Annotated in this window: 23 protein-coding genes; 6 read left to right on the top strand and 17 right to left on the bottom strand. The window is 71.0% G+C overall.

The annotated features are described in order from the left end of the window. Nucleotides 1-3: 3 nt before the first annotated feature. The 6 genes from N8I84_RS25410 to N8I84_RS25385 all read right to left on the bottom strand — a co-directional run bounded on the left by N8I84_RS25410 (nt 4) and on the right by N8I84_RS25385 (nt 6,129). Nucleotides 4-951, bottom strand: coding sequence for a type II secretion system F family protein (locus N8I84_RS25410; RefSeq protein WP_263231748.1), 948 nt, complete (start codon nt 949-951; stop codon nt 4-6). 25 nt (nt 952-976) lie between these two features. Further along, the gene (locus N8I84_RS25405; RefSeq protein ID WP_263231747.1) at nt 977-2,317 is read right to left on the bottom strand and encodes a CpaF family protein; all 1,341 of its coding nucleotides are present in this window, start codon (nt 2,315-2,317) and stop codon (nt 977-979) included. Between the two features lie 8 nt (nt 2,318-2,325). Next, entirely contained in the window at nt 2,326-2,661 is a 336-nt protein-coding gene (locus N8I84_RS25400) for a TadE/TadG family type IV pilus assembly protein (protein ID WP_263231746.1), read from the bottom strand. A 74-nt stretch (nt 2,662-2,735) separates the two neighbouring features. Beyond that, nucleotides 2,736-4,346 (bottom strand): AAA family ATPase, encoded by a 1,611-nt coding sequence (locus N8I84_RS25395; protein WP_263231745.1) that lies wholly within the window; start codon nt 4,344-4,346, stop codon nt 2,736-2,738. Between the two features lie 75 nt (nt 4,347-4,421). Beyond that, on the bottom strand, nt 4,422-5,135 hold the full coding sequence (gene cpaB, locus N8I84_RS25390) for a Flp pilus assembly protein CpaB (protein ID WP_263231744.1): 714 nt from the start codon (nt 5,133-5,135) through the stop codon (nt 4,422-4,424). Nucleotides 5,136-5,262: 127 nt separating this feature from the next. Continuing rightward, nucleotides 5,263-6,129 carry a hypothetical protein gene (locus N8I84_RS25385; RefSeq protein WP_263231743.1) on the bottom strand — a complete coding sequence of 289 codons (867 nt, stop codon included), beginning with the start codon at nt 6,127-6,129 and terminating at the stop codon, nt 5,263-5,265. 339 nt (nt 6,130-6,468) lie between these two features. Between N8I84_RS25385 and N8I84_RS25380 the strand changes: the two genes are divergently transcribed. Next, nucleotides 6,469-8,169, top strand: coding sequence for a chitinase (locus tag N8I84_RS25380; protein ID WP_263231742.1), 1,701 nt, complete (start codon nt 6,469-6,471; stop codon nt 8,167-8,169). A 92-nt stretch (nt 8,170-8,261) separates the two neighbouring features. Here N8I84_RS25380 and argG read toward each other — a convergent pair whose 3' ends face one another. Both argG and N8I84_RS25370 read right to left on the bottom strand, forming a co-directional pair. After that, nucleotides 8,262-9,716, bottom strand: coding sequence for an argininosuccinate synthase (gene argG / locus N8I84_RS25375; RefSeq protein ID WP_263231741.1), 1,455 nt, complete (start codon nt 9,714-9,716; stop codon nt 8,262-8,264). 30 nt (nt 9,717-9,746) lie between these two features. After that, nucleotides 9,747-10,745, bottom strand: a complete 999-nt coding sequence (locus N8I84_RS25370) for an EamA family transporter (protein ID WP_449334046.1) — start codon at nt 10,743-10,745, stop codon at nt 9,747-9,749. A 78-nt stretch (nt 10,746-10,823) separates the two neighbouring features. Between N8I84_RS25370 and N8I84_RS25365 the strand changes: the two genes are divergently transcribed. Continuing rightward, nucleotides 10,824-11,708, top strand: coding sequence for a LysR family transcriptional regulator (locus tag N8I84_RS25365; RefSeq protein WP_263231740.1), 885 nt, complete (start codon nt 10,824-10,826; stop codon nt 11,706-11,708). Nucleotides 11,709-11,759: 51 nt separating this feature from the next. Here N8I84_RS25365 and N8I84_RS25360 read toward each other — a convergent pair whose 3' ends face one another. The 7 genes from N8I84_RS25360 to N8I84_RS25330 all read right to left on the bottom strand — a co-directional run bounded on the left by N8I84_RS25360 (nt 11,760) and on the right by N8I84_RS25330 (nt 18,676). Then, the gene (locus N8I84_RS25360; protein ID WP_263231738.1) at nt 11,760-13,304 is read right to left on the bottom strand and encodes an FAD-binding oxidoreductase; all 1,545 of its coding nucleotides are present in this window, start codon (nt 13,302-13,304) and stop codon (nt 11,760-11,762) included. A 307-nt stretch (nt 13,305-13,611) separates the two neighbouring features. Then, nucleotides 13,612-13,899, bottom strand: a complete 288-nt coding sequence (locus N8I84_RS25355) for a hypothetical protein (RefSeq protein WP_263231737.1) — start codon at nt 13,897-13,899, stop codon at nt 13,612-13,614. 209 nt (nt 13,900-14,108) lie between these two features. After that, the gene (locus tag N8I84_RS25350) at nt 14,109-14,687 is read right to left on the bottom strand and encodes a hypothetical protein (protein WP_263231735.1); all 579 of its coding nucleotides are present in this window, start codon (nt 14,685-14,687) and stop codon (nt 14,109-14,111) included. Between the two features lie 126 nt (nt 14,688-14,813). Next, a complete protein-coding gene (locus tag N8I84_RS25345) occupies nt 14,814-16,295 on the bottom strand; it encodes a GntP family permease (protein ID WP_390899053.1) in 1,482 nt (493 codons plus the stop codon). A 142-nt stretch (nt 16,296-16,437) separates the two neighbouring features. Continuing rightward, nucleotides 16,438-16,848: a RidA family protein gene (locus N8I84_RS25340; RefSeq protein WP_263231733.1), complete on the bottom strand. Its 411-nt coding sequence runs from the start codon at nt 16,846-16,848 to the stop codon at nt 16,438-16,440. Beyond that, nucleotides 16,845-17,606, bottom strand: coding sequence for an IclR family transcriptional regulator (locus N8I84_RS25335; protein ID WP_263231732.1), 762 nt, complete (start codon nt 17,604-17,606; stop codon nt 16,845-16,847). The genes N8I84_RS25340 and N8I84_RS25335 overlap by 4 nt, the downstream gene beginning before the upstream one ends. Further along, nucleotides 17,603-18,676, bottom strand: coding sequence for a sugar kinase (locus N8I84_RS25330; protein ID WP_263231730.1), 1,074 nt, complete (start codon nt 18,674-18,676; stop codon nt 17,603-17,605). Before N8I84_RS25330 ends, N8I84_RS25335 begins: the two co-directional genes overlap by 4 nt. A 137-nt stretch (nt 18,677-18,813) precedes the next feature. On the opposite strand from N8I84_RS25330, the gene N8I84_RS25325 reads away from it, so the two are divergent. Then, a complete protein-coding gene (locus tag N8I84_RS25325) occupies nt 18,814-20,079 on the top strand; it encodes an amino acid deaminase (protein WP_263231729.1) in 1,266 nt (421 codons plus the stop codon). Between the two features lie 95 nt (nt 20,080-20,174). Further along, nucleotides 20,175-21,809: an N-acyl-D-amino-acid deacylase family protein gene (locus tag N8I84_RS25320; protein ID WP_263234880.1), complete on the top strand. Its 1,635-nt coding sequence runs from the start codon at nt 20,175-20,177 to the stop codon at nt 21,807-21,809. A 24-nt stretch (nt 21,810-21,833) separates the two neighbouring features. Here N8I84_RS25320 and N8I84_RS25315 read toward each other — a convergent pair whose 3' ends face one another. Together N8I84_RS25315 and N8I84_RS25310 are read right to left on the bottom strand one after the other, a co-directional pair. Beyond that, on the bottom strand, nt 21,834-22,736 hold the full coding sequence (locus N8I84_RS25315; RefSeq protein WP_263231727.1) for a S1 family peptidase: 903 nt from the start codon (nt 22,734-22,736) through the stop codon (nt 21,834-21,836). Between the two features lie 143 nt (nt 22,737-22,879). Further along, entirely contained in the window at nt 22,880-23,635 is a 756-nt protein-coding gene (locus N8I84_RS25310) for a hypothetical protein (protein WP_263231726.1), read from the bottom strand. Nucleotides 23,636-23,760: 125 nt separating this feature from the next. Here N8I84_RS25310 and N8I84_RS25305 point away from each other — a divergent pair, with 125 nt between their 5' ends. Together N8I84_RS25305 and N8I84_RS25300 are read left to right on the top strand one after the other, a co-directional pair. Further along, on the top strand, nt 23,761-24,972 hold the full coding sequence (locus N8I84_RS25305; protein ID WP_263231725.1) for a pyridoxal phosphate-dependent aminotransferase: 1,212 nt from the start codon (nt 23,761-23,763) through the stop codon (nt 24,970-24,972). Between the two features lie 100 nt (nt 24,973-25,072). Beyond that, entirely contained in the window at nt 25,073-25,495 is a 423-nt protein-coding gene (locus N8I84_RS25300; protein WP_263231724.1) for an SCO4983 family protein, read from the top strand. The last annotated feature ends 28 nt before the right edge of the window (nt 25,496-25,523 follow it).

Here is a 25,523-nt window from a genome sequence, read left to right as displayed (position 1 = left end):
CCCTCACACTTCGATCTTGCCGAGACGGCGGATGACGAAGAAGCCGATCGTGTAGAGGCCGAGGGAGAGCAGGACCAGGCCCTGGCCGAGCGGGGAGCCGGTGACACGGGCCAGGGCGCCCTCGTTCGAGGAGTTGACCAGGATCAGCGAACCCAGGCCGAGCATCGGGACCGTGAAGGCCGTCGCGTTGACCTCGGAGAGCATCGTGCGGACCTCGCGCCGGGTCTCCTTGCGGTCCTCCAGGGTCTGGGTGAGGTTGCGCAGCGAGTTGACCACCGAGCCGCCCGCCTTGTTCGCCAGGACGAGGGTGGTGACGAGGACGATCAGCTCGCGCGACGGGAGGCGTTCGGCCAGTTCGTCCAGGGCGTCGTCGACCGAGCGGCCCAGCGACAGCTGGTCGGCGACCCGGGCCAGTTCCTCGCCCGCCGGAGCCTCCAGCTCCTCCGCCGCCATGGCGAGCGCGGTGCGCAGGGCGAGTCCGGCGGCCGTGGCGTTGGCCAGCAGACGGGCCACGTCGGGCAGCTGGTTGATGAACGCCTCGATGCGCTTCTGCCGCTGCCAGTTGAGGAAGACGGCGGCGCTCCAGATGCCGACCAGGCCGGCGATCGGGCCGAAGAAGGGCGCCAGGGTGGACGCGGCGATCAGCCACAGTGCCACGACGACGGCGGTGACGTAGGTGAAGAACTCCCCCGCCGTCAGATCGAGGCCCGTCGCCGAGAGGCGCATGTGGATGGCGCGTCCCAGGCGGGTGCGGCGCAGCCTGCGGTCCACGGCCGCAAAGCGCCGTACGCGGCCGTCCGCCGTGCGGATCGGGCCGCCCGCGGCTCCGGAGAGCCGGTCGACGAGCTCCCGGCGCTGGGCGCGGCCGGAGGCGTATGCGTGCACGCCCGCGACGGCGAGGGTGCCGGTGAGGACGGTGGCGCCGAGGGCGAGGAGGGCGGGGTCGTTCATGACCGGCTCCTGAGGTGGGCGGGGATCATCCGATGGCCTGCCTCGTGTTCAGTACGTCGAGGGCGTCCGCGACCCCGAAGGCCGGCGGAAGCGGTTCGCCCGCGCCGTACAGCTTCTCCGCGATCGACCGCGGCAGCGGAAGGTGTTCGAAACGGCCGCGGACGATCCGGTCGGGGCCGAGGGGCTGGGGCACGAAACGGGACACGGTGGCGACGCGGAACTGTTCGCGGCCGTGGGACACGACGAGTGCGATCTCCACGACCTTGCGGGAGCCGTCGGGGTACCGGGCGAGCTGCACGACCACGTCGACGGCCGAGTTGATCTGGTCCTTCAGCGCCTCGAAGGGGATCAGGACCTCCGACATCGAGCCGAGGGTCTGCAACCGCATCAGCGCGTCCTCCGCCGAGTTGGCGTGGACGGTGGCGAGGGAGCCGTCGTGACCCGTCGACATCGCCTGGAGCATGTCGAGCGTCTCGCCGCCGCGGACCTCACCGACGATGATCCGGTCGGGCCGCATCCGCAGGCTGTTGCGGACCAGGTCGCGGATGGTGATCTGGCCCTTGCCCTCGACGTTCGGGGGGCGGGTCTCCAGTCGGATCACGTGCTCCTGCTGGAGCTGGAGTTCGGCGGAGTCCTCGATGGTGATGATGCGTTCCTGGGAGGGGATGAGCCCGGACAGCGCGTTGAGCAGGGTCGTCTTCCCGGAGCCGGTGCCGCCGCTGACGATCAGGTTGAAGCGGGCGCGGACGAACGCGGCGAGCAGCATCAGCATCTGCTCGTCCAGCGAGCCCAGGCCGATGAGTTCGGGGAGCGTGTAGGCGCGCGGGAAGCGGCGGATGGTGAGGGTGGGCCCTGTCAGAGCGAGCGGCGGGATGATGACGTTGACGCGTTCGCCGGTGGGCAGGCGGGCGTCGACCATCGGGTTCGACTCGTCGACGCGGCGGTTGACGGTGGAGACGATGCGTTCGATCGTCTGCATCAGCTGCTCGGAGGAGGCGAAGCGGAGCGGGAGCTGTTCGACGCGGCCCGCCCGCTCCACGAAGATCGAGTCGGGGCCGTTGACCATGATCTCGGTGATGGAGGCGTCGGCGAGGAGCGGTTCGAGGACGCCGAGGCCGAGGGCCTCGTCGACGACCCGGCGAATCAGCTGGGAGCGCTCGGCGGAGGACAGGACCGGGCCCTCGCGGCTGATGATGTGCCCGAGGACGCGTTCGAGCCGGACCCGGCGTTCGGCGGTGGCGAGGCTCGACATCTCGGCGAGGTCGATCTCCTCCAGGAGCTTGGCACGGTAGACCGCGACGAGGTGTCCGTCCTCACGGGCGGCTCCCCCGTCGTCGGGGGCGGCGATACGGGAGCGGAGGCTCATGCCGGTCGTCAGCTCCTTCCCGGGATGATGGGTTCCGGGTCGTTGGGCATGGTGGCGCGGCGGGTGACGGTCCAGCCGCTGAAGAGGGGGATGACTGCCGGAACGCGGACGGTGACGGTGGCGGTGGCGGTGTCGGCGCCCTTGGGAGCGTTGACCTCGGGGCTGAGCCAGCCGCTGACGGACGCCATGCCCGCGGCTGCCCCGTCCCTGTTCTGTGAGGCGGCCCGTGCGGCGGCCCGCGCGCCCGACCCGGCCTGGTTGATGCCGTAGCCGATGAGGCCGAGCTGGATGGTGGCCATGCCGATGACGAGGAGGACGGGCAGGAAGCCGGCGAACTCGAGCATGGAGACGCCTCGGTCGTCCCAGCGGCGGGTCGGCCGTCCCGTCCGGGGCGCCCCTCGGCGGCGGAGGCGGGGCCTCATCGGCCGTTCCCCTCCAGTGCCGCGCCTGCCGAGCCGTCGACCTGCCAGCCCGGGTTGACGCCCGGGAAGAACAACGGGACGTCGGCATGGACCGTCGCCTTCATCACCGGCCCCGCCGGGGTGCAGGTGATGTCCGCCCCCTGCCAGGCGTCCGGCAGATGCCGGGCACCCGCCGCCTGGCACGCGCCCGCCACATCTCCCCCCACGGCGAACGCCGCCGTGGCCGCCCGAGCCGCCTCGTCCGCCGCGTTGCCCGCCAGCGAGTACGTGTAGCCGTACAGCACGCACTCCCACAGCAGCGCCAGCACGACCAGCACGAGCGGGAACATCCCGGCGAACTCCAGGGTCACCGACCCCCGGTCGCCACCCTTGCGCCACAGGCTCAGCGCGCCCCGGTCCGACGGCGCCCTGCGCCGCCGCCCGCCGCCCTCCTGCGCCTTCACCAGCTCCAGCTCCCCCGCCAGCGCCCACAGCGCCTGCTTCACGGTGGAGCGGGCGTCGAGGTCCTGGAGGCGTCCGGCGTCCACGACCGACTGGAGTTCCTTGAAGGCGGCCGGGACCGCGGCGCGGGCCACCTTGGTGCCGGTGACGCGTTCGACGAGGGCGGGCTGGATCTCCGTACCGCGCGAGTGACGGTTGACGACCGTCAGCGTCTCCTCGGCCTTGCGGATCTGGAGCCGGTCCCACAGGCGGACCATCCGTTTGGCCGCGCGGACCGCGACCACGTCCGGGGTGACCAGCAGCACCGCGTGGTCGGCGGTCTCGACGGCCGCGGCGGTGGCGGCGGTCATCTGCGAGCCGCAGTCGACGATCACCACGTCGTGACGGGAGCGCAGCGCGCCGAGGATCTGGCGGGTCACCCGGTCGGTGACCTCCTCCCCGCGTTCCCCCTCGGCGGGCGCGAGGAGCAGTCCGATGCCGCTGTCGTGGGTGTAGAGGGCGTCCTGGAGGACGCGCGGGTTGATGTCCGCGATCCCGGCGAGGTCGGCGACCGAGCGCCGGAACTGCACGTCCAGGTACGAGGCGATGTCCCCGGACTGGAGATCGAGGTCGACCAGCGCGACCGTACGGCCCGACGCCCGGGCGGCGAGCGCGAGGTGCACGGCCGCGACCGTGGCGCCGACGCCGCCCTTCGCGCCGGTGACCGCGACCACGGTCCCTCCGGGTCCGGCGTACGGCTCGGGGGCGCCGCTGCTCAGGTGGCGCCGCATGCCGGCGGACCAGGCGGCCGCGGCCTGGACGCGCTCGGCGAGGGCGTCGTAGCCGAGGGGCAGGGTGACGATGCCGCGGGCGCCGGAGTCCATCGCGGCGGTGAGCACGCCGGTGCTGGTGTCGGCGGTGACGAGGACGACCCCGACCGCGGGGAACCGCATCACCAGGTCGCGGATCAGGTCGAGCGCGGGCACCGGCCCGATCCGCTCGTGCACGAGGACGACCTCGGGCAGCTCGTCGAGAGAGTCCCCGGCCAGGCGCGCCAGGGTGTCCAGCAGGGCCGTGGAGTCGTGGACGGGCGGGGCGGGCTCGGCGTCGGGGAGCTGGCCGAGCAGGGTGGTGAGCGAGCGGGCGGCGTCGAGGTCGCCGGCGGCGGGGAGGACGCGGACGGTCATCGGCGACACCCCGCACCGTCGGACAGCGTGGGGACAGGCCCGCTGGGGGCCGGTACGGACCTCATGCGCGGCCTCCTACTTGTCCTGGTCGAGGGTGTACGTACGGTCGCCCGGCGCGATGGTGGTCTGGGAGCCGCCCGCGACCAGGGCGAGCCGGACGTGTGTGGCGAACGACTCGGCGTACGCGACCCGTTGGGCGTCCGCCGTGTCGAGCGCGAAGGTGATGGGGACCGCCTCGGTGGCGGTGCGCCGCCGGTCGTCGCTGGACTGGCCGGGGTCGAGGGCGGTGAGCTTGCCGACGTCGAGGACGCGGGCGTTGGTCACGATGACCTTGGACTCGTCCTTGCCCTTGTCGTTGTCGGCTTTGAAGGTGGCGTAGATGTTGACCCGCGAACCGGGGTCGATCTTGCCCGCGACGCCGGTGGAGGCGTCGATCATGATGGCGATCTCCTGCTGCCCCGGCTGGAGTTCGGGCCGGTCCACGATCATGTCGCTCTGGAGCAGGGAGCCCTTCTCCAGCCGGGTCACGGCGATCTTCCCGCGGATCCGGGCCAGATCGGTGACGGCAGTGACGGGCAGCCACCGCTTCGGCATGGAGATCTTCTGGAACTGGTCGGGCGTGAGTGCCTTGTAGGGATCGATGCCGTTCTTGAGGCGGTACGCCGTGACCTCGGGTCCGACCTTGGAGTTCACGTCGCGGATCACCGACAGCACCCCGGCGAAGGCGCCGACGGCGGCGAGGGCCGAGAGGACCAGCAGGATGACGCCGCGGCGCTGGCGTGAGTTCATGACGCGGACAACCTCGATCGGGGCGGGAACGGCGGGTCGGGCGGTCGGACTGTCGAGCGGTCGAGCGGTCAAGCGGTCGAGCGGTCGAACGTTGTGCGAGACGTACTGCGGACCGACGCTTACGGGGCTACGTGCCGCCGCGCGGCAGCGCGGCGCGGACGGTCGTGGCCGCCGGTGGCTGTTCGGGGGGTGGCGGGAGGGGTGCGGCGCAGAACCCGCAGCGGTCGCCGATGAGTTCCAGTCCGCACCAGTGGCAGGTCTCGCGCCGTACGGACGACACGAGCTGGTAGAGCACGGACACGTCGTGCAGCCCGGCCGCGAACTCGACGAGCCGGTTCGTGCCCCACCAGCGGGCGGAGTCCTGGGGCAGCGGCACGGTCCCGACGCCCTGGACCCGCCAGGCGGGGGCGAGGGAGGCGGTGACCCAGTCGGAGGGCGGCTGCCCGGAGGCGACGAGCATCCGGGTGCCGAACTCGGGGCCGGGTAACTCCTCCTGACCGACGCGGACCAGCCGGGGGCGGGGGCCCGCGAGCACGGCGAACTGTGCGCCCGGCACCCACGACTTGGCGTGGGAGGCGAGCGGGACGGGGACGCGGTCGAGCTTGGCGACCGAGCCGAGGAGGGCGCCGGCGTAGATGTAGTGGGCCAGCAGGCGCGCGGAGGACGCCAGGACACCGGGGCTGAAGTCGCAGACCGACAGCTGGCGTAACTGCTGGGCGAGCAGCGCGAGTCCGAGCGGGGGCAGGTCGATGCCGATCAGCGCGACGCGGTCGCTCTCCAGGACGGAGCGGACGGTGCGCAGCCGCTGCACGGCCGGATCGTCGCCGGAGGCGGGGTGCAGGGCGATGACGTAGCCGTGCTGCTCGATCAGCGCGTGCATGCCGGTCAGGGACGCCTCCAGCGTGGGCTGGGGCTGGACGGCGGCGGGCGGTGTCTGCCGGTCGAGCGGTGGGAGCACCAGGTCGGGACTGGTGACGGCTATCGCGGTCGGCACGGCTGCTCACCACCCCGTTCACTGCGGCGGGGTGGTCAACCACCGCCTCAGATGGCCCCTGTGACGTTCTGTTGCGTCGTCCTGCAACAGCACCATATCCACGGCATGCCCCGCTCAACACAGAATCGGGAAGATCATCTCACCGAAGGTGGGGACGTGATCCACACAGAGTAGGGGCATATGCCCCAACTCCGGACGCCCGCCGGACCGTTGAAGATGCACGAACCCTTGACACCGGGATTGGTCTGGACCAAATTCTTGGAGCATCAGGCGGTGGCCACCGTTCCGCAATGCCCTCCTGCGCCTTCCTCCCTTTCCTTCCCCACATCGGAGGCCGAAGTGGACCGCGTACCAGCCCTGCCCCGCCGCAGACGGACCCTCGCCGGGGCCGCCGTAACCGCGCTCGCCCTCTCCCTGCTGGGCGTCGGCCACGCAGCCGCGGCGGACGTGAACAACGCTAAGAACGCCGGCTTCGAGTCGGGCCTCGCCGACTGGACCTGCTCGGCGGGCAGCGGCACGACGGTGCCCTCCCCGGTGCACGGCGGCGCGGCCGCGCTGAAGGCCACGCCCGCGGGCCAGGACTACGCGCAGTGCTCCCAGACGGTCCCGGTGAAGCCGAACTCGACGTACACGCTGAGCGCATGGGTGCAGGGCGGGTACACCTACCTGGGCGCGACAGGGACGGGCACGACGGACGTGTCGACGTGGACGCCCGACTCGACGAGTTGGAAGCAACTGTCCACGACGTTCACGACGGGCGCCTCGACGACGTCGGTGACGGTGTACCTGCACGGCTGGTACGGCCAGGCGGCGTACTACGCGGACGACGTGTCGGTGTACGGCCCGGACGGCGGCGGGGGCGGCGACCCCTCCCCCACGGTCCCCTCATCCCCCACGGGCCTGGCGGTCTCCGGGACGACGTCCTCCTCCGTGTCCCTGTCCTGGAACGCGGTGACGGGCGCCACGGGCTACAACGTGTACCGCAGCGGCACGAAGGTGGCGTCGGCGACCGGTACGTCCGCGACGGTGACGGGCCTGTCCCCCTCGACCTCGTACTCCTTCCAGGTGACGGCGACGAACGCGGCGGGCGAGTCGGCCAAGTCGGCGGTGGTGACGGCCACTACTGCGTCGTCCGGCGGCGGGGGCGGCACCGGGCTCCCGAAGCACGCGGTGACGGGCTACTGGCAGAACTTCAACAACGGCGCCACGGTGCAGCGGATCTCGGACGTGCCGTCGCAGTACGACATCATCGCGGTGGCGTTCGCGGACGCGACGAGCACGCCGGGCGCGGTGGGCTTCACCCTCGACTCGGCCGGCCTGGGCGGCTACACGGTGGACCAGTTCAAGGCGGACGTCGCCGCGAAGAAGGCCGCGGGCAAGAAGGTGGTCGTCTCGGTCGGCGGCCAGAACGGCACGGTGTCGGTCAACGACGCGACGTCGGCGACGAACTTCGCGAACTCGGTGTACGCGCTGATGCAGACGTACGGCTTCGACGGGGTGGACATCGACCTGGAGAACGGACTGAACGCGACGTACATGTCGCAGGCGCTCAGGCAACTGTCTTCGAAGGCGGGATCATCGCTTGTGATCACGATGGCCCCGCAGACGATCGACATGCAGTCGACGTCGAACGCGTACTTCCAGACTGCGCTGAACGTCAAGGACATCCTGACGGTCGTCAACACCCAGTACTACAACAGCGGTTCCATGCTGGGCTGCGACGGCAAGGTGTACTCACAGGGTTCGGTGGACTTCCTGACGGCCCTGGCCTGCATCCAGCTCCAGGGCGGCCTGTCCCCGTCGCAGGTCGGCCTCGGCGTCCCCGCCTCGACGAGCGCGGCGGGCAGCGGCTACGTGTCGCCTTCCGTGGTGAACAACGCCCTGGACTGCCTGGCGAAGGGAACGAACTGCGGCACGTTCAAGCCGTCGAAGACGTACCCGGACCTCCGGGGCGCGATGACGTGGTCGACGAACTGGGACGCGGCGTCCGGGAACGCGTGGTCGAACTCGGTGGGCCCGCACGTGCACGCGCTGCCGTAGCGGCCACGGGATCACGTACGGCCTGACGCACACCGACGGCCCGCCGCCCCGATGGGGACGGCGGGCCGTCGGTGTGCCAGGACGTCCGGGTCTCAGTCGGTACCCGACTCGATCGCCGCGTGGTCGAGCAGTTCGGCCTCGTCGGCGGTGCCCTCGCCGCGGGAGGCGATCGTCTCCGCGCCACCCTCGGGCATCGCGCCGATCAGGCCGGTCGAGGCCGCCTGGGCGGCGCCGATCAGCGCCGGGTCCGGGCTGCCGCCGACCATGCCGAGCCGGGCATACTGCTCCAGCTTGGCGCGGGAGTCGGCGATGTCGAGGTTGCGCATCGTGAGCTGGCCGATACGGTCGACCGGGCCGAAGGCGGAGTCCTCGGTCCGCTCCATGGAGAGCTTGTCAGGGTGGTAGCTGAACGCCGGTCCGGTCGTGTCGAGGATGGAGTAGTCCTCGCCGCGCCGCAGTCGCAGCGTCACCTCTCCGGTGACCGCCGTCCCCACCCAGCGCTGCAGCGACTCGCGCAGCATCAGCGCCTGCGGGTCCAGCCAGCGCCCCTCGTACAGCAGCCGGCCGAGACGGCGGCCCTCGGTGTGGTAGCCGGCGAGCGTGTCCTCGTTGTGGATCGCGTTGACCAGACGCTCGTACGCCGCGTACAGCAGCGCCATGCCCGGCGCCTCGTAGATGCCCCGGCTCTTGGCCTCGATGATCCGGTTCTCGATCTGGTCGCACATGCCCAGGCCGTGCCGGCCGCCGATCGCGTTGGCCTCCAGGACCAGGTCCACCGGGGAGGCGAACTCCTTGCCGTTGATGGTGACCGGCCGGCCCCGCTCGAAGCCGATGGTGACGTCCTCGGGGGCCACCTCGACCTCCGGGTCCCAGAACCGCACGCCCATGATCGGCTGCACGATCTCGATGCCGGTGTCGAGGTGCTCCAGGGACTTCGCCTCGTGCGTCGCGCCCCAGATGTTGGCGTCGGTCGAGTAGGCCTTCTCGGCGCTGTGCCGGTAGGGCAGGTCGCGCTCCAGCAGCCACTCGGACATCTCCTGCCGGCCGCCGAGCTCGCTGACGAAGTCGGCGTCCAGCCAGGGCTTGTAGATGCGCAGGGAGGGGTTGGCGAGCAGACCGTAGCGGTAGAACCGCTCGATGTCGTTGCCCTTGAAGGTGGAGCCGTCGCCCCAGATCTGGACGTCGTCCTCGAGCATCGCGCGCACCAGCAGGGTGCCCGTGACGGCCCGGCCGAGCGGGGTGGTGTTGAAGTAGACGCGCCCACCGGAGCGGATGTGGAAGGCGCCGCACGCCAGGGCCGCGAGCCCCTCCTCCACGAGCGCGGCCCGGCAGTCCACGCTCCGGGCGACCTCGGCACCGTAGGCCGTGGCACGCCCGGGCACGGAGGCGATGTCGGGCTCGTCGTACTGGCCGAGGTCGGCGGTGTAGGCGCAGGGCACGGCGCCCTTCTCGCGCATCCACGCGACCGCGACAGAGGTGTCGAGACCGCCGGAGAAGGCGATCCCGACTCGTTCACCGACAGGCAGGGAAGTCAGCACCTTGGACACGAGGCTAAGTGTATGCACACTCTCGCATGATTATGCAAGCCCGGGGTCGCGACGGCTCTCCTCCCGTGTCGCAGAGACGGCCACCCGGGCGCCTCGCGCCCTGGACGGAGTGATCTGTCCGGCGAGCAGCGCGGCCAGCGCGAGGACGAATCCGGTCAGCTGGAGGCCGGTGAAGGACTCGCGGAGCAGGAGTACGCCGAGGGCGGCGGCGACGAGCGGGGACAGCAGCCCCAGCAGGGCCGTCGCGGTGACCGGCAGGGTGCCTATGCCGCGGAACCACAGGGTGTAAGCGAGCAGACCGCCGACGAGCCCGAGCCACAGGTAACCGGCCACCGCCGGAGCGCCGATCCCGTCCGGGACGCCCTCGGTGAGCAGCGCGGCGGGGAGCAGCACGATCCCGCCCGCGGTGAGCTGCCAGCCCGCGAGCGTCATGGCCCCCACGCCCGCGGGGCGCCCCCAGCGTTTGGTGAGGGTGACACCGAGCGCCATGGCCCCGGCGCCGGCCAGCCCGGCGGCGATGCCGAGCGGGTCGAGGGCGGCGGTGGGCCCGATGACGACGAGTCCGACGCCGACCACGCCGATGACGCCCCAGGCCAGACGCCACACGGAAGGACGTTCCCGTAGAACGGGCACGGCGAGGAGGGCGACGACGATCGGCTGGGCCGCGCCGAGGGTGGCGGCGACACCACCGGGGAGCCGCTCGGCGGCGAGGAACAGCAGCGGGAAGAACACGCCGATGTTGAGCGCACCGAGCACGCCCGCTCTCACCCACCACGCACCGCGGGGCAGGGTGCGGGTCAGGGCCAGGACGAGCAGCCCGGCGGGCAGTGCCCGCATGAGCCCGGCGAACAGCGGATGCCCCTCGGGCAGCAACTCCGCCGTGACGCTGTACGTCGTCCCCCACACCGCGGGCGCTATCGCCGTGGCGAGCGTCGCAGCGGCCCGGCCGGCCGGGACGGCGGGGGCGGCGGGGGCGGCGGGGGCGGCGGGGGCGGCCGTCGCGGCCCCGTTCATGCTTGTCGTAGTCACTTGCTCACTGTCGGACCTCCCCGTCGATGAATCCAACACATGCTTGTCATGGCATCCATCTCTGCGGAAGATCGATGTGTGGATCTCCAGCAGATGCGGTACGTCCTCGCGGTGGCCGAGACCGGCAGCTTCACGCGGGCCGCCGAGCGGTGCTTCGTCGTCCAGTCGGCGCTCAGCCACCGGATCGCGAACCTGGAGCGCGAACTGGGCCTCAAGCTGTTCGCGCGCACCAGCCGCCGGGTGCAGCTCACCGCGGCGGGGGAGGCCTTTCTGCCCGCCGCCCGGCAGTGCCTGGAGGCGGCCGAGCGGGCGAGCGTGGACGCCGCGGCAGCGGTGGGAGAGGTACGCGGCCGTCTGGCCGTCGGAGTGATCCCGACCGTCGCCGCGGTCGATGTCCCGGCCGCGCTGCACCGGTTCCGCGACGAGCATCCGCGGGTACGGATCGCGCTGCGCGTCGGCTCGAGCGACGAACTGGCGGCCGGGGTGCGCGAGGGCGGACTCGACGTCGCCTTCCTGGGGTTGCCCGAGACCGACCGCCCGCTCGGCGTGCGGGCACGGGAGCTGGCCCGCGACCGGCTCGTGGCCGTCGTCGGCACCGCACACCCGCTCGCCGCCGCCGCCGAGGTCGACCTGGCGCGGTTGGCCGAGGAGACATTCGTCGACTTTCCAGCCGGCACGCCTGGCCGCGCTCAGAGCGACCAGGCCTTCACCGCCGCCGGCCTCGGCCGTGAAGTCGCGTTCGAGGTCACGGCCGCGGACCTGATGACGCGTATCGTCCGGCAGGGCCTCGCGGTCGCCCTCCTGCCGGCGGCGTTCACCCACCATGTGCGGGACGTGGTCACGGTTCCGGTCGCCGACGGGCCGGTGAGGGTCGAACACCTGGTCTGGAGTGACTTCAATCCGAGCCCGGCGACGCTGGCGTTCCTGGACGTACTGACCGCGCATGACCCGTGCATCGGGTGATGGAGATGGGGGTCGCGCGGGCAACGGTCAGTCGCACCGGGCTGATGCAGGTCACCGGTGCTCGTGCTCTGACCGGGACGATGCGGGCGGGATGCTCTGTTCGTACTGGAAGACGTTGTGCGGGTCGTACTTCGCCTTGATTTCGCGCAGCCGGTCGAAGTTGGAGTCCCAGTAGGCGGTTTCCCAGTCCTGCTGCCCGATGTTCGGCACGTTGACGTAGGCGCCGTTCACGTAGGGGCGTAGCGCCTGGCTGAACTCGGCGATCCAGGCCTGGCACCGCGAGGTGAGCGGGTCGCAGACGCCTGGCTGGGTTCCACGCTTTCCCCAGCCGACGCCGGGCTCGGAGTAGAAGAGCGCGTCGCGGTGCGGGAACGCGGTGCCGCCGCGGGGACTCTTCCTGACGTTCCCGCCGAAGGCCTGGACGAAGAAGTTGGTGTCATCCGTCGGGGCGTCCTTCACGAACGAGGTGACGATGTCGATCGCTTCGCTCGGGAACGGCTTTCTGGTGAACTGCGAGAAGAACTTCCAGTTCGCGGGTTCGAGCTCGGTCGGAATCTGGAACCCTGCATATACGTCACCCCAGTTACCGACCTGCGTAGTGACGTCGGGGCTGTCGATCGACAGGATCGGAGCCAGCAACTGCTTCGCCTCGTCCGGCGTTCCTTCGGGGAGAACCCCGAACAGGAAGATCTGGTTTCTGTGGATCTCGAGTTGGGTTCCGAGGCGGTCGTCGGTGGTCGGCGCCGTACGCTGGTATGCGTCGAAGATGGCATGGAGGTCCCCGATGCCCTTCCATGTCGCCGTCAGATAAGTGACGCTCTTCAGCGGCGCCACTTTGTAGGTGAGCGACGTGACGATTCCGAAGTTGCCGTTCCCCGCCCCGCGGAGCGCCCAGAGCAGGTCCGAGTCGTGATGCAGATCCGCTTTGATCACCTCGGCGCACTCGTCACCCGACGGGACGACGATCTCGGCTCCCACGAGGCTGTCGCAGGCCATGCCGAGCCAGCGGGTGAGGAAGCCGAATCCGCCGCCGAGCGTCGCACCGGACAGGCCTACGCTGCCCTCCGTTCCGGTGGTCACCGCGAGGTTCTGTTTCGCGAGCGTGGTCACCGCTTCCAACTGGTTGAGCCCGGCGCCGACTGTCGCGATGTGAGAGCCGGCGTCGATGTGGACCGACTTCAGCTCGCTGATGTCGATCACGAGGCCGTTGTCCACGTTCGACCAGCCCTCAAGGCTGTGGCGGCCGCTCCGCACCCGCAGCGCGACGTCATTCTGCCGCGCCCACGTCAGGGCGTTGACCACGTCCTGGGTGTTCTGGGCGAAGACGATGACCAGCGGGTAGTGAGAGAAGAGTTGGTCCCAGCCGAGGCGCGCATCTGTGTACCCGGAGTCGTTGGGGCGGACGATGCGGCCGGTCAGCTCCGCCGGTTTGCATTTCGCGCCTCCGGGCCTCTTGGTGGCGGCGCTCGCGCTCGGGGCCTCCGCGGCCATAACGCCCGGCACAGCGACCGCGCCTGCACCGGCGGCCGCGGTCGCCTTGAGCAGGCCGCGACGAGAAAAGTCGTGCAATGGTCCGCATCCTCTCGAGCGCACCACGCCAGTTTTAAATGAGGCAAACCTTTTTCGCCGGCCGACGTGGTCAATTTCTTTTCGGGCAATCCCTCGGGCCCGAAGATTAACCGGCGCGGCTGGGATGCCGTTCCGGACACGCCAACTGAGGACCATGACGACATGCTGAAGGAGGATATGGCGGGTGGGCCTGAATTCGGCTCAGCCGAGTTGATCGGACGGGGACTCCACGCCTTGGCACGAAGGAGCGCGACGCGGTGCTCCGGGCGTGGACAGCGGTCGGCGTGCCCACGGACACGGAGCGGACGGAGCGGGCGGACCGGCTGCCTGTGAGTCAGCCCATCGGGCGGTAGTGCCCTAGCACTGCCGCCAGTTGGGCGAACCACTGCTGCGACTCCTCGCGGCGTTTGGCGTTCACCACGCACTCGAACACGCGGCCGTCGACGTGCACGACCGCCACCATCAGCACCTTCTCGTCGGCACCGGGGCGGTAGTGGACGCTACGGATCACCGGCCACGGGAAGTCCGCCGTCAGACCGCGCATCTCGAAGGCGACGCCCGCGGCGTCCACCACGACCGAGTTGTGACGGTCGGCGGCCAGGAAGTCGGGTCCAGATGGCACCTGGGGTGCCGAGGGAGCGTACGACGGGTAAGGGGTGTAGGCCGGTGGCGGCGGTCCGAAGCCCGGCGGTCCGGCCGGTGGCGAGGGGTGGCCGTATCCAGGGGGACCGGATACGGGGGGACCGGATACAGGGGGACCGGATACAGGGGGACCGGATACAGGGGGATTGTGTCCAGCAGGCCCGTATCCAGGGGGACCGAATCCCATGGTCAGTCGTCGTCCTTCTCGACGGCGGCGGGTTCCTCCTCGCCGTCCTCGAAGTACGCGTCCAGCACCTCGTCGAGCCGGGTCTCCCACTCCTCGAAGCGTGCGCGGGAGTCGGCCTCGATCTCGATGGGGTACCAGCGGCGTTCCGGGGTGTGCACGGTCACCGTGAACCGCTTCCCGAAGCGCGCGGTCTCCGTCTCCACTGCGCCGATCTCGTCCCAGCGGAACTCGCACTCCTGGTCGTCCAGGCGGAGTCGTACACCGCTGCGGTCGGCGACGATCCGGGCGCGGCGGTCCGCGGCCTCGAACACCGGGCCGTCAGGGGCCTCTTGCTCCCCGCCGGGGGACTCCTCGCCGGGGACTTCCTCGGCGGCGGCCTCCTGCTCCGGTGCCCCGACGGCGGCCTCCTTCTCCGGAACCACATTTTCCGGCTCTACGGAGTCCTCCGGCTCCACGGAGTCGTCCGGTTCGACGGAGTCCTTCTGGTCCACGGACACGGGTGAGGTGAGCCCGGGGATGAAGGCCGGGTCGATCCCGGCGCCGTCCAGGGGCTGGCTGCTCGAACCAATGCGCTGCTCCACAGCGGGCAGTATGGTCCAAGATCCTGTGCCGGACACAGCCAGCCCCTGCATCGTTATACGAATCCAGCCCGATGTCCTACGTCCCGGGTGTCTTGCGTCCGGCCCTCATGTCGTATCACCGGACGGCTAGACGAAGAGGCTCACCACCGCCGCCACCGCGAACCCGGCCACCGACAGCACGCTCTCCAGCACGGTCCACGTCCGCAGCGTGTCCCGTTCGCTGATCCCGAAGTACTTGGCGACCATCCAGAAGCCGCCGTCGTTGACGTGCGAGGCGAAGATCGAGCCGGCCGAGATGGCCATGATGACCAAGGCCGTGAACGCCTGCGAGTGGTGGTCCTCCGTCAGCAGCGGCGCGACGATGCCCGCCGTCGTGACGATCGCGACCGTCGCCGAGCCCTGGGCCACACGCAGGACCAGGGAGATCAGGTACGCCAGCACGATCACCGGCAGACCCACGTCGTGGAAGGTGTCGGAGAGCGCCTGCGCGACCCCGCTGCCCTTGAGGACCGCGCCGAAGACCCCGCCCGCGCCGACCACCAGCAGGATGTTGCCGACCGGCTTGAGCGAGGCGGTGGACACCGTCTCCAGCGACTTGCGGGACCAGCCGCGACGGATGCCCAGCAGGTAGTACGCCAGCAGCAGCGCGATCGTCAGCGCCACGAAGGGGTGGCCGAAGAACTCGATGACCGAGCGGGGTGTCGAAGGGTCGAAGGCGATCGAGGAGAAGGTGGCCAGGAGGATCAGGACCAGGGGTGTACCGATGATCGTGAAGACGATCGAGAGCGGTACGGGCTTCTCCGGCGGTGTCACACCGGCCGCCCGCTGCTCCCGCTCGAGCGCCGCCTTCGCCTCCTCGGCCGCCTCGACCATGTCCTGCGGCACCGGGACGAAGATCCGCCGGCCGATCCACGCGGACCACGCCCACGCGGCCAGCACGGCCGGGATGCCGCAGAGGACACCCATCAGGATGACCATGCCGAGGTCGACCTTGAGCAGACCGGCGGCGGCGACCGGGCCCGGGTGCGGCGGCAGGAACGCGTGGGTCATGGACAGGCCCGCGAGCAGCGGCAGGCAGTAGAGCAGGATCGACTTGCCGCCCCGCTTCGCCGCCGCGTACACGATCGGCGCGAGGACGAAGATGCCGACGTCGAAGAAGACCGGGATGCCGAAGATCAGGCCGGTCAGGCCCATGGCGAGGGGTGCGCGCCGCTCGCCGAACAGGCCCAGCAGTCTGGACGCCAGCACTTCGGCGCCGCCGGAGACCTCGAGGACCGCACCGAGCATCGTGCCGAGTCCGATGATGATGGCGACATGGCCGAGGGTGCCGCCCATGCCGGACTCGATGAGGGAGACGGCGTCGGAGCGCTGGACCGTGCCGAAGAGTTCGGTGACCGACAGGCCCGCGCCGAGGCCGACGGCTATGGAGACCGCGAGCAGCGCCACGAAGGGCTGGAGTCTCACCTTGATGATCAGGACGAGCAGCAGCACGATACCGAGCGCGGCGACGGTGAGCAGGCCGGCGGTGCCGTGGACGAGGGCGAGCAGGCCGCCGGTGTGGGGTGGGGGTGGTGGCGTGGGGGACGCCGCGAGCGAGGAGAAGGGCATGGGCATGACAGGGGGTCCTCTTGCTTCTCGTAATTCCATGGGGTTCGGGGCAGGGGTGATCGCGGCACGGTGTCCCAGGGGTGGTGGGCACCGCGCCGTGACGGCGTACGGAGTGCGGGAGTGAGCGGGAGCCGACGGGGCGTCAGCCGAGGACGGCCAGCGCGTCGATCTCGATCAGCAGGCCGGCCGGGAGGCCCACGTAGACGGTCGTCCGGGCGGCGGGCGGCTGGGTGAGGCCCTGCTCCTCGAAGTAGGCGTTGTAGATCTCGTTCATCTCCGCGAAGTGGTCGACGTCCGTCAGATAGACGCGGATCATCATCACGTCGTCCCAGGTCGCGCCGCCCTCATCAAGGATCGCCTTGACGTTGGCGAGGGTCTGGAGGGTCTGCTCGCGCAGGGTGGGCCCCGCGGGCGTGGGCGGCTTGCCCTCCTCGGTGGGCAGGAAACCGACCTGGCCGGCGACCTGGAGGATGTTCCCCTTCTTCACGCCGTGCGAGAACTTCGCGGGCGGGGTGGTGTGGGTCTTCGGGGTGAGGGCGATCTTGTCCGTCATTCGGGGTCCCTTACTGGTGTTCTGCCGGAGTACTCGCCGCTGATCGCGTCCGCGGTACGGCGCACCTGCGGGAGCAGGGTGAGGAGTTCCTCGGCGGTGACGACGACGTTCGGTGCGGAGACCGACATGGCGGCGACCACCCGTCCGTCGGCGCCGCAGATGGGGGCGGCGACGCAGTTGATGGACTCCTCGTGGCCGCCGAGGTCGGTGGCCCAGCCCTGTTCGCGCACCTGCTCCAACTCGCGCAGGAACGCTGCAGCGTTGGGGGTGGAACGGGCCGTGTAGTGGGGGTAGTCGAGCTTCTCCGCGAGGGCGCGGCGCTCGGCGTCGGGCAGGTCGGCGAGGAGCAGCTTGGCCACGGCCGCGACGGTGATGGCGACGGGCTTGCCGATCCGGGAGTACATGCGGACCGGGTAGCGGCTGTCCACCTTGTCGATGTACAGCACCTCGTTCTCCTCGTAGACGGCGAGGTGCACGGTGTGGCCGCACTCCTCGTTGAGGCGGACGAGGTGGGGGTGGGCGATCTCGCGGATGTCGAGGTTCTCCATCGCCTCCTGGGCGAGGGCGAAGAGACGGGCGCCGAGGCGGTAGCGCTGGTCGGACTGGCGGTAGACCAGGCCGTGCTCGTCGAGGGTCCGCAGCAGGCGTAGCGCGGTGGACTTGTGCACGCCGAGCCGGTCGGCGACCTGCCCGAGATCGGCGGGTCCCTCCGCGAGCAGCGGCAGGATGCTCAGCGCCCGGTCGACGGTCTGGCTCATGGCGTGACTACCTCCTCCTCGGCCCGCGGTGCGGCTTCGGTCCAGCCGGGGCCGAGTCGAAGTGTCCCCCACGCGGTGTCGTCGAGGGCGGCCAGGCGGTCGGCGTGGTCGCGGGCGGGGGGCGTGGCGAGGTCGCCGGGGACGGTGAGCGCGGCGGCGGCCATCAGGTGGCCGTGGCGCAGCCGGTCCCGGACGGGCAGTCCGCGCAGGGTCGCGGAGAGAAAACCGGCGGCGAAGGCGTCCCCGGCTCCGACGGCGGCCACGACGTCGACGTCCAGCGCGGGCACGAAGGTGGCGGCGCCCGTGGCGTCCTCGCCCGCGCCGTCGGTGTCCTTGCCGAGCGCCGTCGCCCCGCCCCGGCCCTGCTTGACGACGACGATCTCCGGTTCGGGCAGCGCCTCCCGGACGGCCCGGGCGCCGTGCAGTCCCCACGCCTCGCGTGCCTCGTCGTCCCCCACGAACACGATGTCCGCGCCCCGCGCCAGTTCCAGCAGCACCCGGGCTCCCGCCGCGTCGCGCCAGAGTCCGGGACGGAGGTTGACGTCGAAGGAGACCAGCGGGCGGCCGAGGCTGGGCGCGGTCAGCTCGCGCAGCAGGTCCAGGCAGGGCCCGGACAGCGCGGCCGTGATCCCGGACAGGTGCAGCACGCGGCCGGCGCGCACGGCGTCCAGGTCGACGGTGTCCACCGTCATCGCGGAGGCCGCCGAGCCGGCCCGGTAGTACGCCACCTCGTGGGCGTCGGTGGCCCGGTCCCCGGCCGTGCGGAAGTAGACCCCGGTGGGCCGCGCCGCGTCCCGCCGTACGGACGACACGTCGACGCCGTACGCCCCGATCGTCGCGACGAGGTGGTCGCCGAAGCCGTCCGCGCCGACCCGGCTCACCCAGCGCGCGGAGTGCCCGGCGGCCGCGAGCACGCAGGCCACGTTGGACTCGGCGCCGCCGATGGCGCGCTCGAAGGACGGAACGTCGGCGAGCCGCCCCGGCACCGTGGGCAGGAACGTGACCATGGACTCGCCGAGCGCGACGACGTCCACGACGTCGGGGGCCTTGCGGGATCCGCCGGTGGTCACGATGGTCGTAGCTCCTCTGTGGGGTGCGGGTCCGGTCGGTGTCCGTTGACCCCGCGTCGGCCGAGATGTTAGACAGCCGTAAGCGATACATGCAATGGCCGTTGCAAGCAGTGCAACGGCCCAGATCAGGAGGCTCCATGGGCACCGAGGCGCTCGTCCACCTGGCCGATGAACGCGTCGACCACCGCTTCAAGGGCCTCCCGCCGGATGCCGAGGGCCTGACCGTCGGCGAGCTGGCCGCCCAGCGCCGCAATCTGTTCACCGGCGGATTCACGACACCCGTGCTGGCCCTCTCCGCCGAGCGCCTTGAGCACAACCTGACGCTCATGGAGACGTACGCGGCCCGCCATGGCCTCGCCTTCGCCCCGCACGGCAAGACGTCGATGGCACCGCAGCTCTTCCACCGCCAGATCGAGCACGGCGCGTGGGGCATCACGCTCGCGATGCCCCACCAGGTGCGCGTGGCACGGGAGTTCGGGATCCAGCGGGTGTTCCTCGCCAACGAACTGCTCGACCCGGCGGCCCTGCGCTGGGTCGCCGACCAGCTGGCGGCGGACGCGGACTTCCGGTTCATCTGTTACGTCGATTCCGTACGCGGCGTAGAACTCATGGACGCGGCGCTGACCGGAACCGCCCGTCCGGTGGACGTGGTCGTGGAGCTGGCCGCCGGCGAGGGGGCCCGCACCGGTGTGCGGACGGAGGCGGAGTGCGCGGCGGTCGCGGACGCGGTGGCCGCCACCACGACGCTGCGGCTGGTCGGGGTCGCCGGATACGAGGGCGAGGTGCCGCAGCCGGACCCCGACCGGGTGCGTGCGTGGCTGCGCCGGCTGGTCGCGCTGGCCGTCGACCTCGACATGGCCGGGCGCTTCGCCGGATGCGACGAGATCGTGGTGAGCGCGGGCGGCAGCGCCTGGTTCGACGCGGTCGCGGACGTCTTCACGGAGATCCCCGAACTCTCCGCGACCGTCCTGAAGTTGCTGCGCTCGGGCGCGTACGTCTCGCACGACGACGGCCACTACCGCAGGATCACCCCGTTCACCCGGATCCCGGAGGAGGGCGTGCTGGAGCCGGCGTTCCGGCTGTGGGCGCAGGTGGTGTCCCGGCCCTCCCCCGAGCAGGCCTTCGTCAACGCGGGCAAGCGGGACGCTGCCTACGACCTGGACCTGCCCTTCGCCCAGGTGGTGCGCCGGGACGGCGAGGAGCGGCCGGCCACCGGCGTCTCGGTGACCGCCCTGTCCGACCAGCACGCCTGGTTGCGCACCACGCCCGAGGCGGACGTGGAGGTCGGCGACTGGATCGGCCTCGGCCTGTCGCACCCGTGCACGTCGTTCGACAAGTGGCAGCTGATCCCGGTGGCGGAGGCGGACGGCACGGTCGTCGACTACATCCGCACGTTCTTCTAGGCCGACCACAGCGCACGTTCTTCAAGGTCGACCACAAAGCACGTTCTTCCAGGTCGACCACATCGCACGTTCTTCGAGGAGGCCCCGTGGACGGTATGGACCCCGTGGATTTCACCGACCTCGCCGATCTCGTCATACGGGACGCCGACGTCGTCGACGGCACCGGCGATCCCTCCTACCGCGCCGATGTGGCGATCAAGGACGGCAGGATCGTCTCGATCGTCAAGGAGGCCGCCCAGGCGGGCTGCCAGCGCCCCCGGGCGGTGCGGGAGCTGGACGCCGAGGGTCTCGCCCTCTCCCCCGGCTTCATCGACATGCACGCGCACAGCGACCTCGCCCTGCTGCGCGACCCCGACCACAGCGCCAAGGCCGCACAGGGCGTGACGCTCGAGGTCATCGGGCAGGACGGGTTGTCGTACGCCCCGGTCGACGACCGCACGCTCGAAGAGGTGCGCCGCGCCATCACCGGCTGGAACGGGTACGGCGACGACATCGACTTCACCTGGCGTTCGGTGGGCGAGTACCTGGACCGCCTGGACGAGGGCATCGCGGTCAACGCGGCCTATCTGATCCCGCAGGGCACGGTCCGGATGCTGGCCGTCGGCTGGGAGGACCGGGAGGCGACACCCGAGGAGCTGGACCGGATGCGGCGGCTGGTCGCGGAGGGCATGGAACAGGGCGCGGTCGGCATGTCGTCCGGGCTCACCTACACGCCCGGCATGTACGCGAAGGACGCCGAACTCACCGAACTGTGCCGGGTGGTGGCGTCCTACGGCGGCTATTACTGCCCGCACCACCGCAGTTACGGGGCGGGCGCCCTGGAGGCGTACGAGGAGGTGGTGGGCCTGGCCCGGGAGGCCGGCTGCCCGCTCCACCTCGCCCACGCCACGATGAACTTCGGCGTGAACAAGGGCCGCGCCCCCGAACTGCTGTCCCTGCTCGACGAGGCACTGGCGGCCGGCGCCGACATCACGCTGGACACCTACCCCTACACCCCCGGCTCCACGACGCTGGCGGCGCTGCTGCCGAGCTGGGCGAGCGAGGGCGGCCCGGCGGAGATCCTCAAGCGGCTCACCGACGACACGACGGCCGAGCGGATCCGCCACCACTTGGAGGTCGTCGGCGCCGACGGCTGCCACGGCGTGCCCGTCGAGTGGGACACCATCGAGATCTCGGGCGTCACCGACCCTGCGCTCGCGTCGTACGTCGGCAGAACCGTCCAGGAGTCGGCGGACCGGCGCGGCGAGAGCCCGTGGACCGTCGCCCGCCGCCTGCTGACCGGGGACCGCCTCGGCTCGACGATCCTCCAGCATGTGGGCCACGAGGAGAACGTGCGGGCGATCATGCGGCACCGCGTCCACACCGGCGGCTCGGACGGCATCCTCCAGGGCGACAAGCCGCACCCGCGGGCGTACGGGACCTTCCCCGAGTATCTGGGCCGGTACGTACGGGACTTGGGGGTGCTGTCCCTGGAGGAGTGCGTGGCGCATCTGACCGGCCGCCCGGCGGCCCGCCTCCGCCTGCCCGACCGGGGCCTTGTGCGCGAGGGCCACCGCGCCGACCTGGTGCTCTTCGACCCGGCCACGGTCGCGGCGGGCTCCACCTTCGAGCGGCCGCGCACGCTGCCGACGGGCATCCCGTACGTCCTGATCGACGGCCGCTTCGTGATCGAGGACGGCCGGCGGACGGACGTACTGGCGGGGCGGTCGGTCCGCAGGACTCCCGTGTGACCGCCCGCCCCGCGGCGGGTGGTGCTACGGCTTGGGCAGGACGCAGCCGCTCGCGTTCAGGTTCAGCTTGTTGCCGACGCCGAAGCAGGCCGGGATCTGGTAGGTCTCCTCTGCGTAGTTGATGCCCTGGCGGACGGTGACGTTGCCGCTCGCGTCGACCTCGCAGGGGTTGTTCTCCGTGCAGCGCTCACCGTCCTCGTTGCCGGTGTTGTTGACGGCGACGACCTTGCCGGTGGCGTTGTCGATGACGGGCGATCCGGAGGTGCCGCCGATGGTGTTGCAGGCGGAGGTGTAACGGACCGAGTCCTTCCAGGTCCAGTCGCCCTCCTTCAGGCGGTACACGAACCCGTCGATGTTGCAGCTGTAGATGCGCTTCCAGTAGCCGGAGACGACCTTGATGGCGGTGCCGGCGACGGGGTGGGTGTCGGCGACAGTGAGCGGGCTGATGCCGTACGAGCTCTTGATCTGCGCGTAGGTGCGGGTGAGCTGGTAGATCGTGATGTCCGTGTCGGTCATCGTCGAGTACGCGACCTTGCTCGCGCGCAGCGTCGCGATCCTGGTGCCGGACGAGTTGAGCAGGCCGAAGGAGCGGCTGGAGGCCTGGTCGACGATGACCTCGCCGGGCCCGGGGAACCCGGTCTCCAGGCAGTGGCCGTTGCTCAGGACGAGCGCGGGGTCGCTGTCCGCGGAGTTCGGGAAGCGGATGACGGAGCCGGAGCAGTTGCTGAGCGAGACGGTGCCGGCGAAGTCGACGGCCTGGATCGTGGCCGTCCTGTCCTTCGTCGCCGTCCCGGCGGCCGCGGCGGTGGCCGCTGGGGCGGCCGTGACCGTCGCCGTCCCGGCGACCGCGGGTGCCGCGACCGCCGGCGCCGCGCCGGCTCCGGCCAGGGCCAGAGCGAGGAGCGCGGCGGCGAGAGGCTTTCTCATGTGGGGGGTCCCCTCTCGATGAGGTGCGATGACGTGGACGGCCGGAGGTCTTCCGGCCGCCCATGATTTGTCATGCGCATTGTGAATGGAGGGGCGTGCGGGGACAAGGAGCGGTTTTCGGCCGCAGGCTCCGGGCGGCTGTCCTACTTCGGCCCCTTGGTGGCCCCTCGTCCGCGGCCGGGTTTGCTGCCGGAGTTGCCCGGCGCGGTGGCGCTCATGGTGCCGGTGGGGGAGGCGGAGGACGCCCCGGCGGCGGGCGCGGCGGACGTGGGCGCCTCGGAGGCCGGCACCGGGGCGGCGCCCCGTGCGGCGCCGGGCGTGGCGGACGCCGTGGCGCCCGCGGCCACGGATGCGGCGGTGCGGGTCGGCTCGGTGGCGGAGGAGGGGGCGGCGGTCCCCTCGGTGGGCGACGCGGACGGTGCCGCCTTGGGCCGGGCCGACTGCCCGGCGTCCGTGGGTGCGCCGGAGGAACCGGAGCCGAAGCCGCCGGCGAGTGCGACGGCGACGCCCACGGCACCGAGCGCGCCCACGGCGAGGGCCGCACGGCGAGGCAGCGGGGAGCGCGACGGGGTCCGGGCCCGGCGCCGCGAAGCGCGGGTCTCCCCGACGACTCCGTGATCGCTGACGCCATCGGGGATCACAGGCGTCACAGGCAGCTCGCGGGTCTCGTCGTAGGCGTTCTGCCAGCCATGGGCGGCCGCCGGATCGGCGTAGCCCCCGTAGTCCGGCTCTCCTACCGCATACGGGTGATACACGTTCGGCTGATTCCGGTCCTCGCCGCCGTCCGGATGCGAGCCACCGGCGGGGTATCCGGCTGCCGCACCGTTCGCGGCGTTCGACCCGTATGCCCCGTCATTCGGGCCGTACGCCCCGTCACCGGGGTGATGCTGCCATGACATGTGGGCGCATTGTAGAGGCGAGAGGGATTGGTGGTGCAGTCGCGGTGACAACCGGCCGATCCGTCCCGTCTCACGTGGTGGAAAACACGCCGCGCGCGCTGTTACGCGGCCGTAAGCTCGCGGACATGCAGGTGATCCAGTCCACGAAGCTCGCCAACGTCTGCTACGAGATCCGGGGTCCGGTTCTCGAGGAGGCGATGCGGCTGGAGGCGGCGGGTCACCGCATCCTCAAGCTCAACACCGGCAATCCGGCCGCCTTCGGCTTCGACTGCCCGCCCGAGATCCTCGAGGACATCCTCCGCAACGTCTCGACGGCACACGGCTACGGCGACGCCAAGGGCCTTCTGGCCGCGCGCCGGGCGGTCGTCATGCACAACCAGACCCTCGGCATCGAGACGGACGTCGAGCACGTCTTCATCGGCAACGGCGTCTCCGAGCTGATCGTGATGGCCATGCAGGGCCTGCTGGACGACGGCGACGAGGTACTCGTACCGGCACCCGACTACCCCCTGTGGACCGCGGCGGTGTCCCTGTCGGGCGGCACGGCCGTCCACTACCGCTGCGACGAGCAGTCGGACTGGATGCCGGACCTCGCGGACGTGGAGCGGAAGGTCACCGACCGCACCAAGGCGATCGTCATCATCAACCCGAACAACCCGACGGGCGCGGTGTACGACGAGGCGGTCATCCGGGGCCTGACGGACATCGCCCGCCGCCACAACCTGCTCGTCTGCTCCGACGAGATCTACGACAAGATCCTCTACGACGGCGCGCGGCACATCCCCACCGCCTCGGTGGCCCCGGACCTGCTGACCCTCACCTTCAACGGCATGTCGAAGGCGTACCGGGTGGCCGGCTACCGGGTGGGCTGGATGTCGATCTCGGGCCCCCGGGCGCACGCGGAGTCGTACATCGAGGGGCTGACGATCCTGGCGAACATGCGCCTGTGCGCGAACATGCCGGGCCAGCACGGCGTGGTGGCGGCGCTCAGCGGCCGCCAGACGATCAACGACCTGGTACTGCCGGGCGGACGGCTGAAGGAGCAGCGAGACGCGGCGTACGACCTGCTGACCCAGATCCCGGGCGTGACGTGCGTGAAGCCGAAGGGCGCACTGTACCTCTTCCCCCGCCTCGACCCGCAGGTCTTCAAGATCAAGGACGACCGGCAGATGGTCCTGGACCTCCTGCGCCGCGAGAAGATCATGGTCGTCCAGGGCACGGGCTTCAACTGGACCGAGCCGGACCACTTCCGGGTGGTGACCCTGCCGACGGTGGTGGACCTGACTTCGGCGATCACCCGCATCGGGAACTTCCTGGACGGCTACAGCCAGCCGTGACGCTCGTGATGCACGAACACCGACCGATTCTGCGATTCAGCCAACTTTAGACGACTTCTAAGCTAAGATGGCTTCCTGTCAGAGCACGGGAGGCCATCTCATGTACGAACCGATCCGCACCAAGTCGGTCCACACGATGGCCGACGCCACCGACGCCGACTTCCCGCACCGTTCACGCGAGGAGGAGCTGGACATCCAGCTCGCGGGCCATCTGGCGGCGCTGCTCACGGTGACGGACGAACTGCGCGCCCTGGCCCCCTCCGCAGACCTGGACACGGCCGCGGAACGGCTCGCCGGGCAGGTGACGCGGTTGCGCGGCGGTGTACCGCCGACCCGGGCGACGGCGACGACCCGCGGGGCGCGGGTGACAGCCCTCCACCGCCGCGCCCACGCGCTGGCGGGCCGCGCCCTGGTGGTGGCGGCCTCCCGCGCGGACACGGCGGCGGCGATCCTGTCGGCGGAACGCATGGACGCGCACAGCGCCGCACTGGTCGACCCGCGCGAACCGATCACCGCGGGCTGACCCTCCGAGCCGCCCGACGGCTCCCCCG

Source organism: Streptomyces cynarae (assembly GCF_025642135.1).
Lineage (GTDB): Bacteria > Actinomycetota > Actinomycetes > Streptomycetales > Streptomycetaceae > Streptomyces > Streptomyces cynarae.
This window is presented reverse-complemented; position numbering and strand designations above follow the sequence as displayed.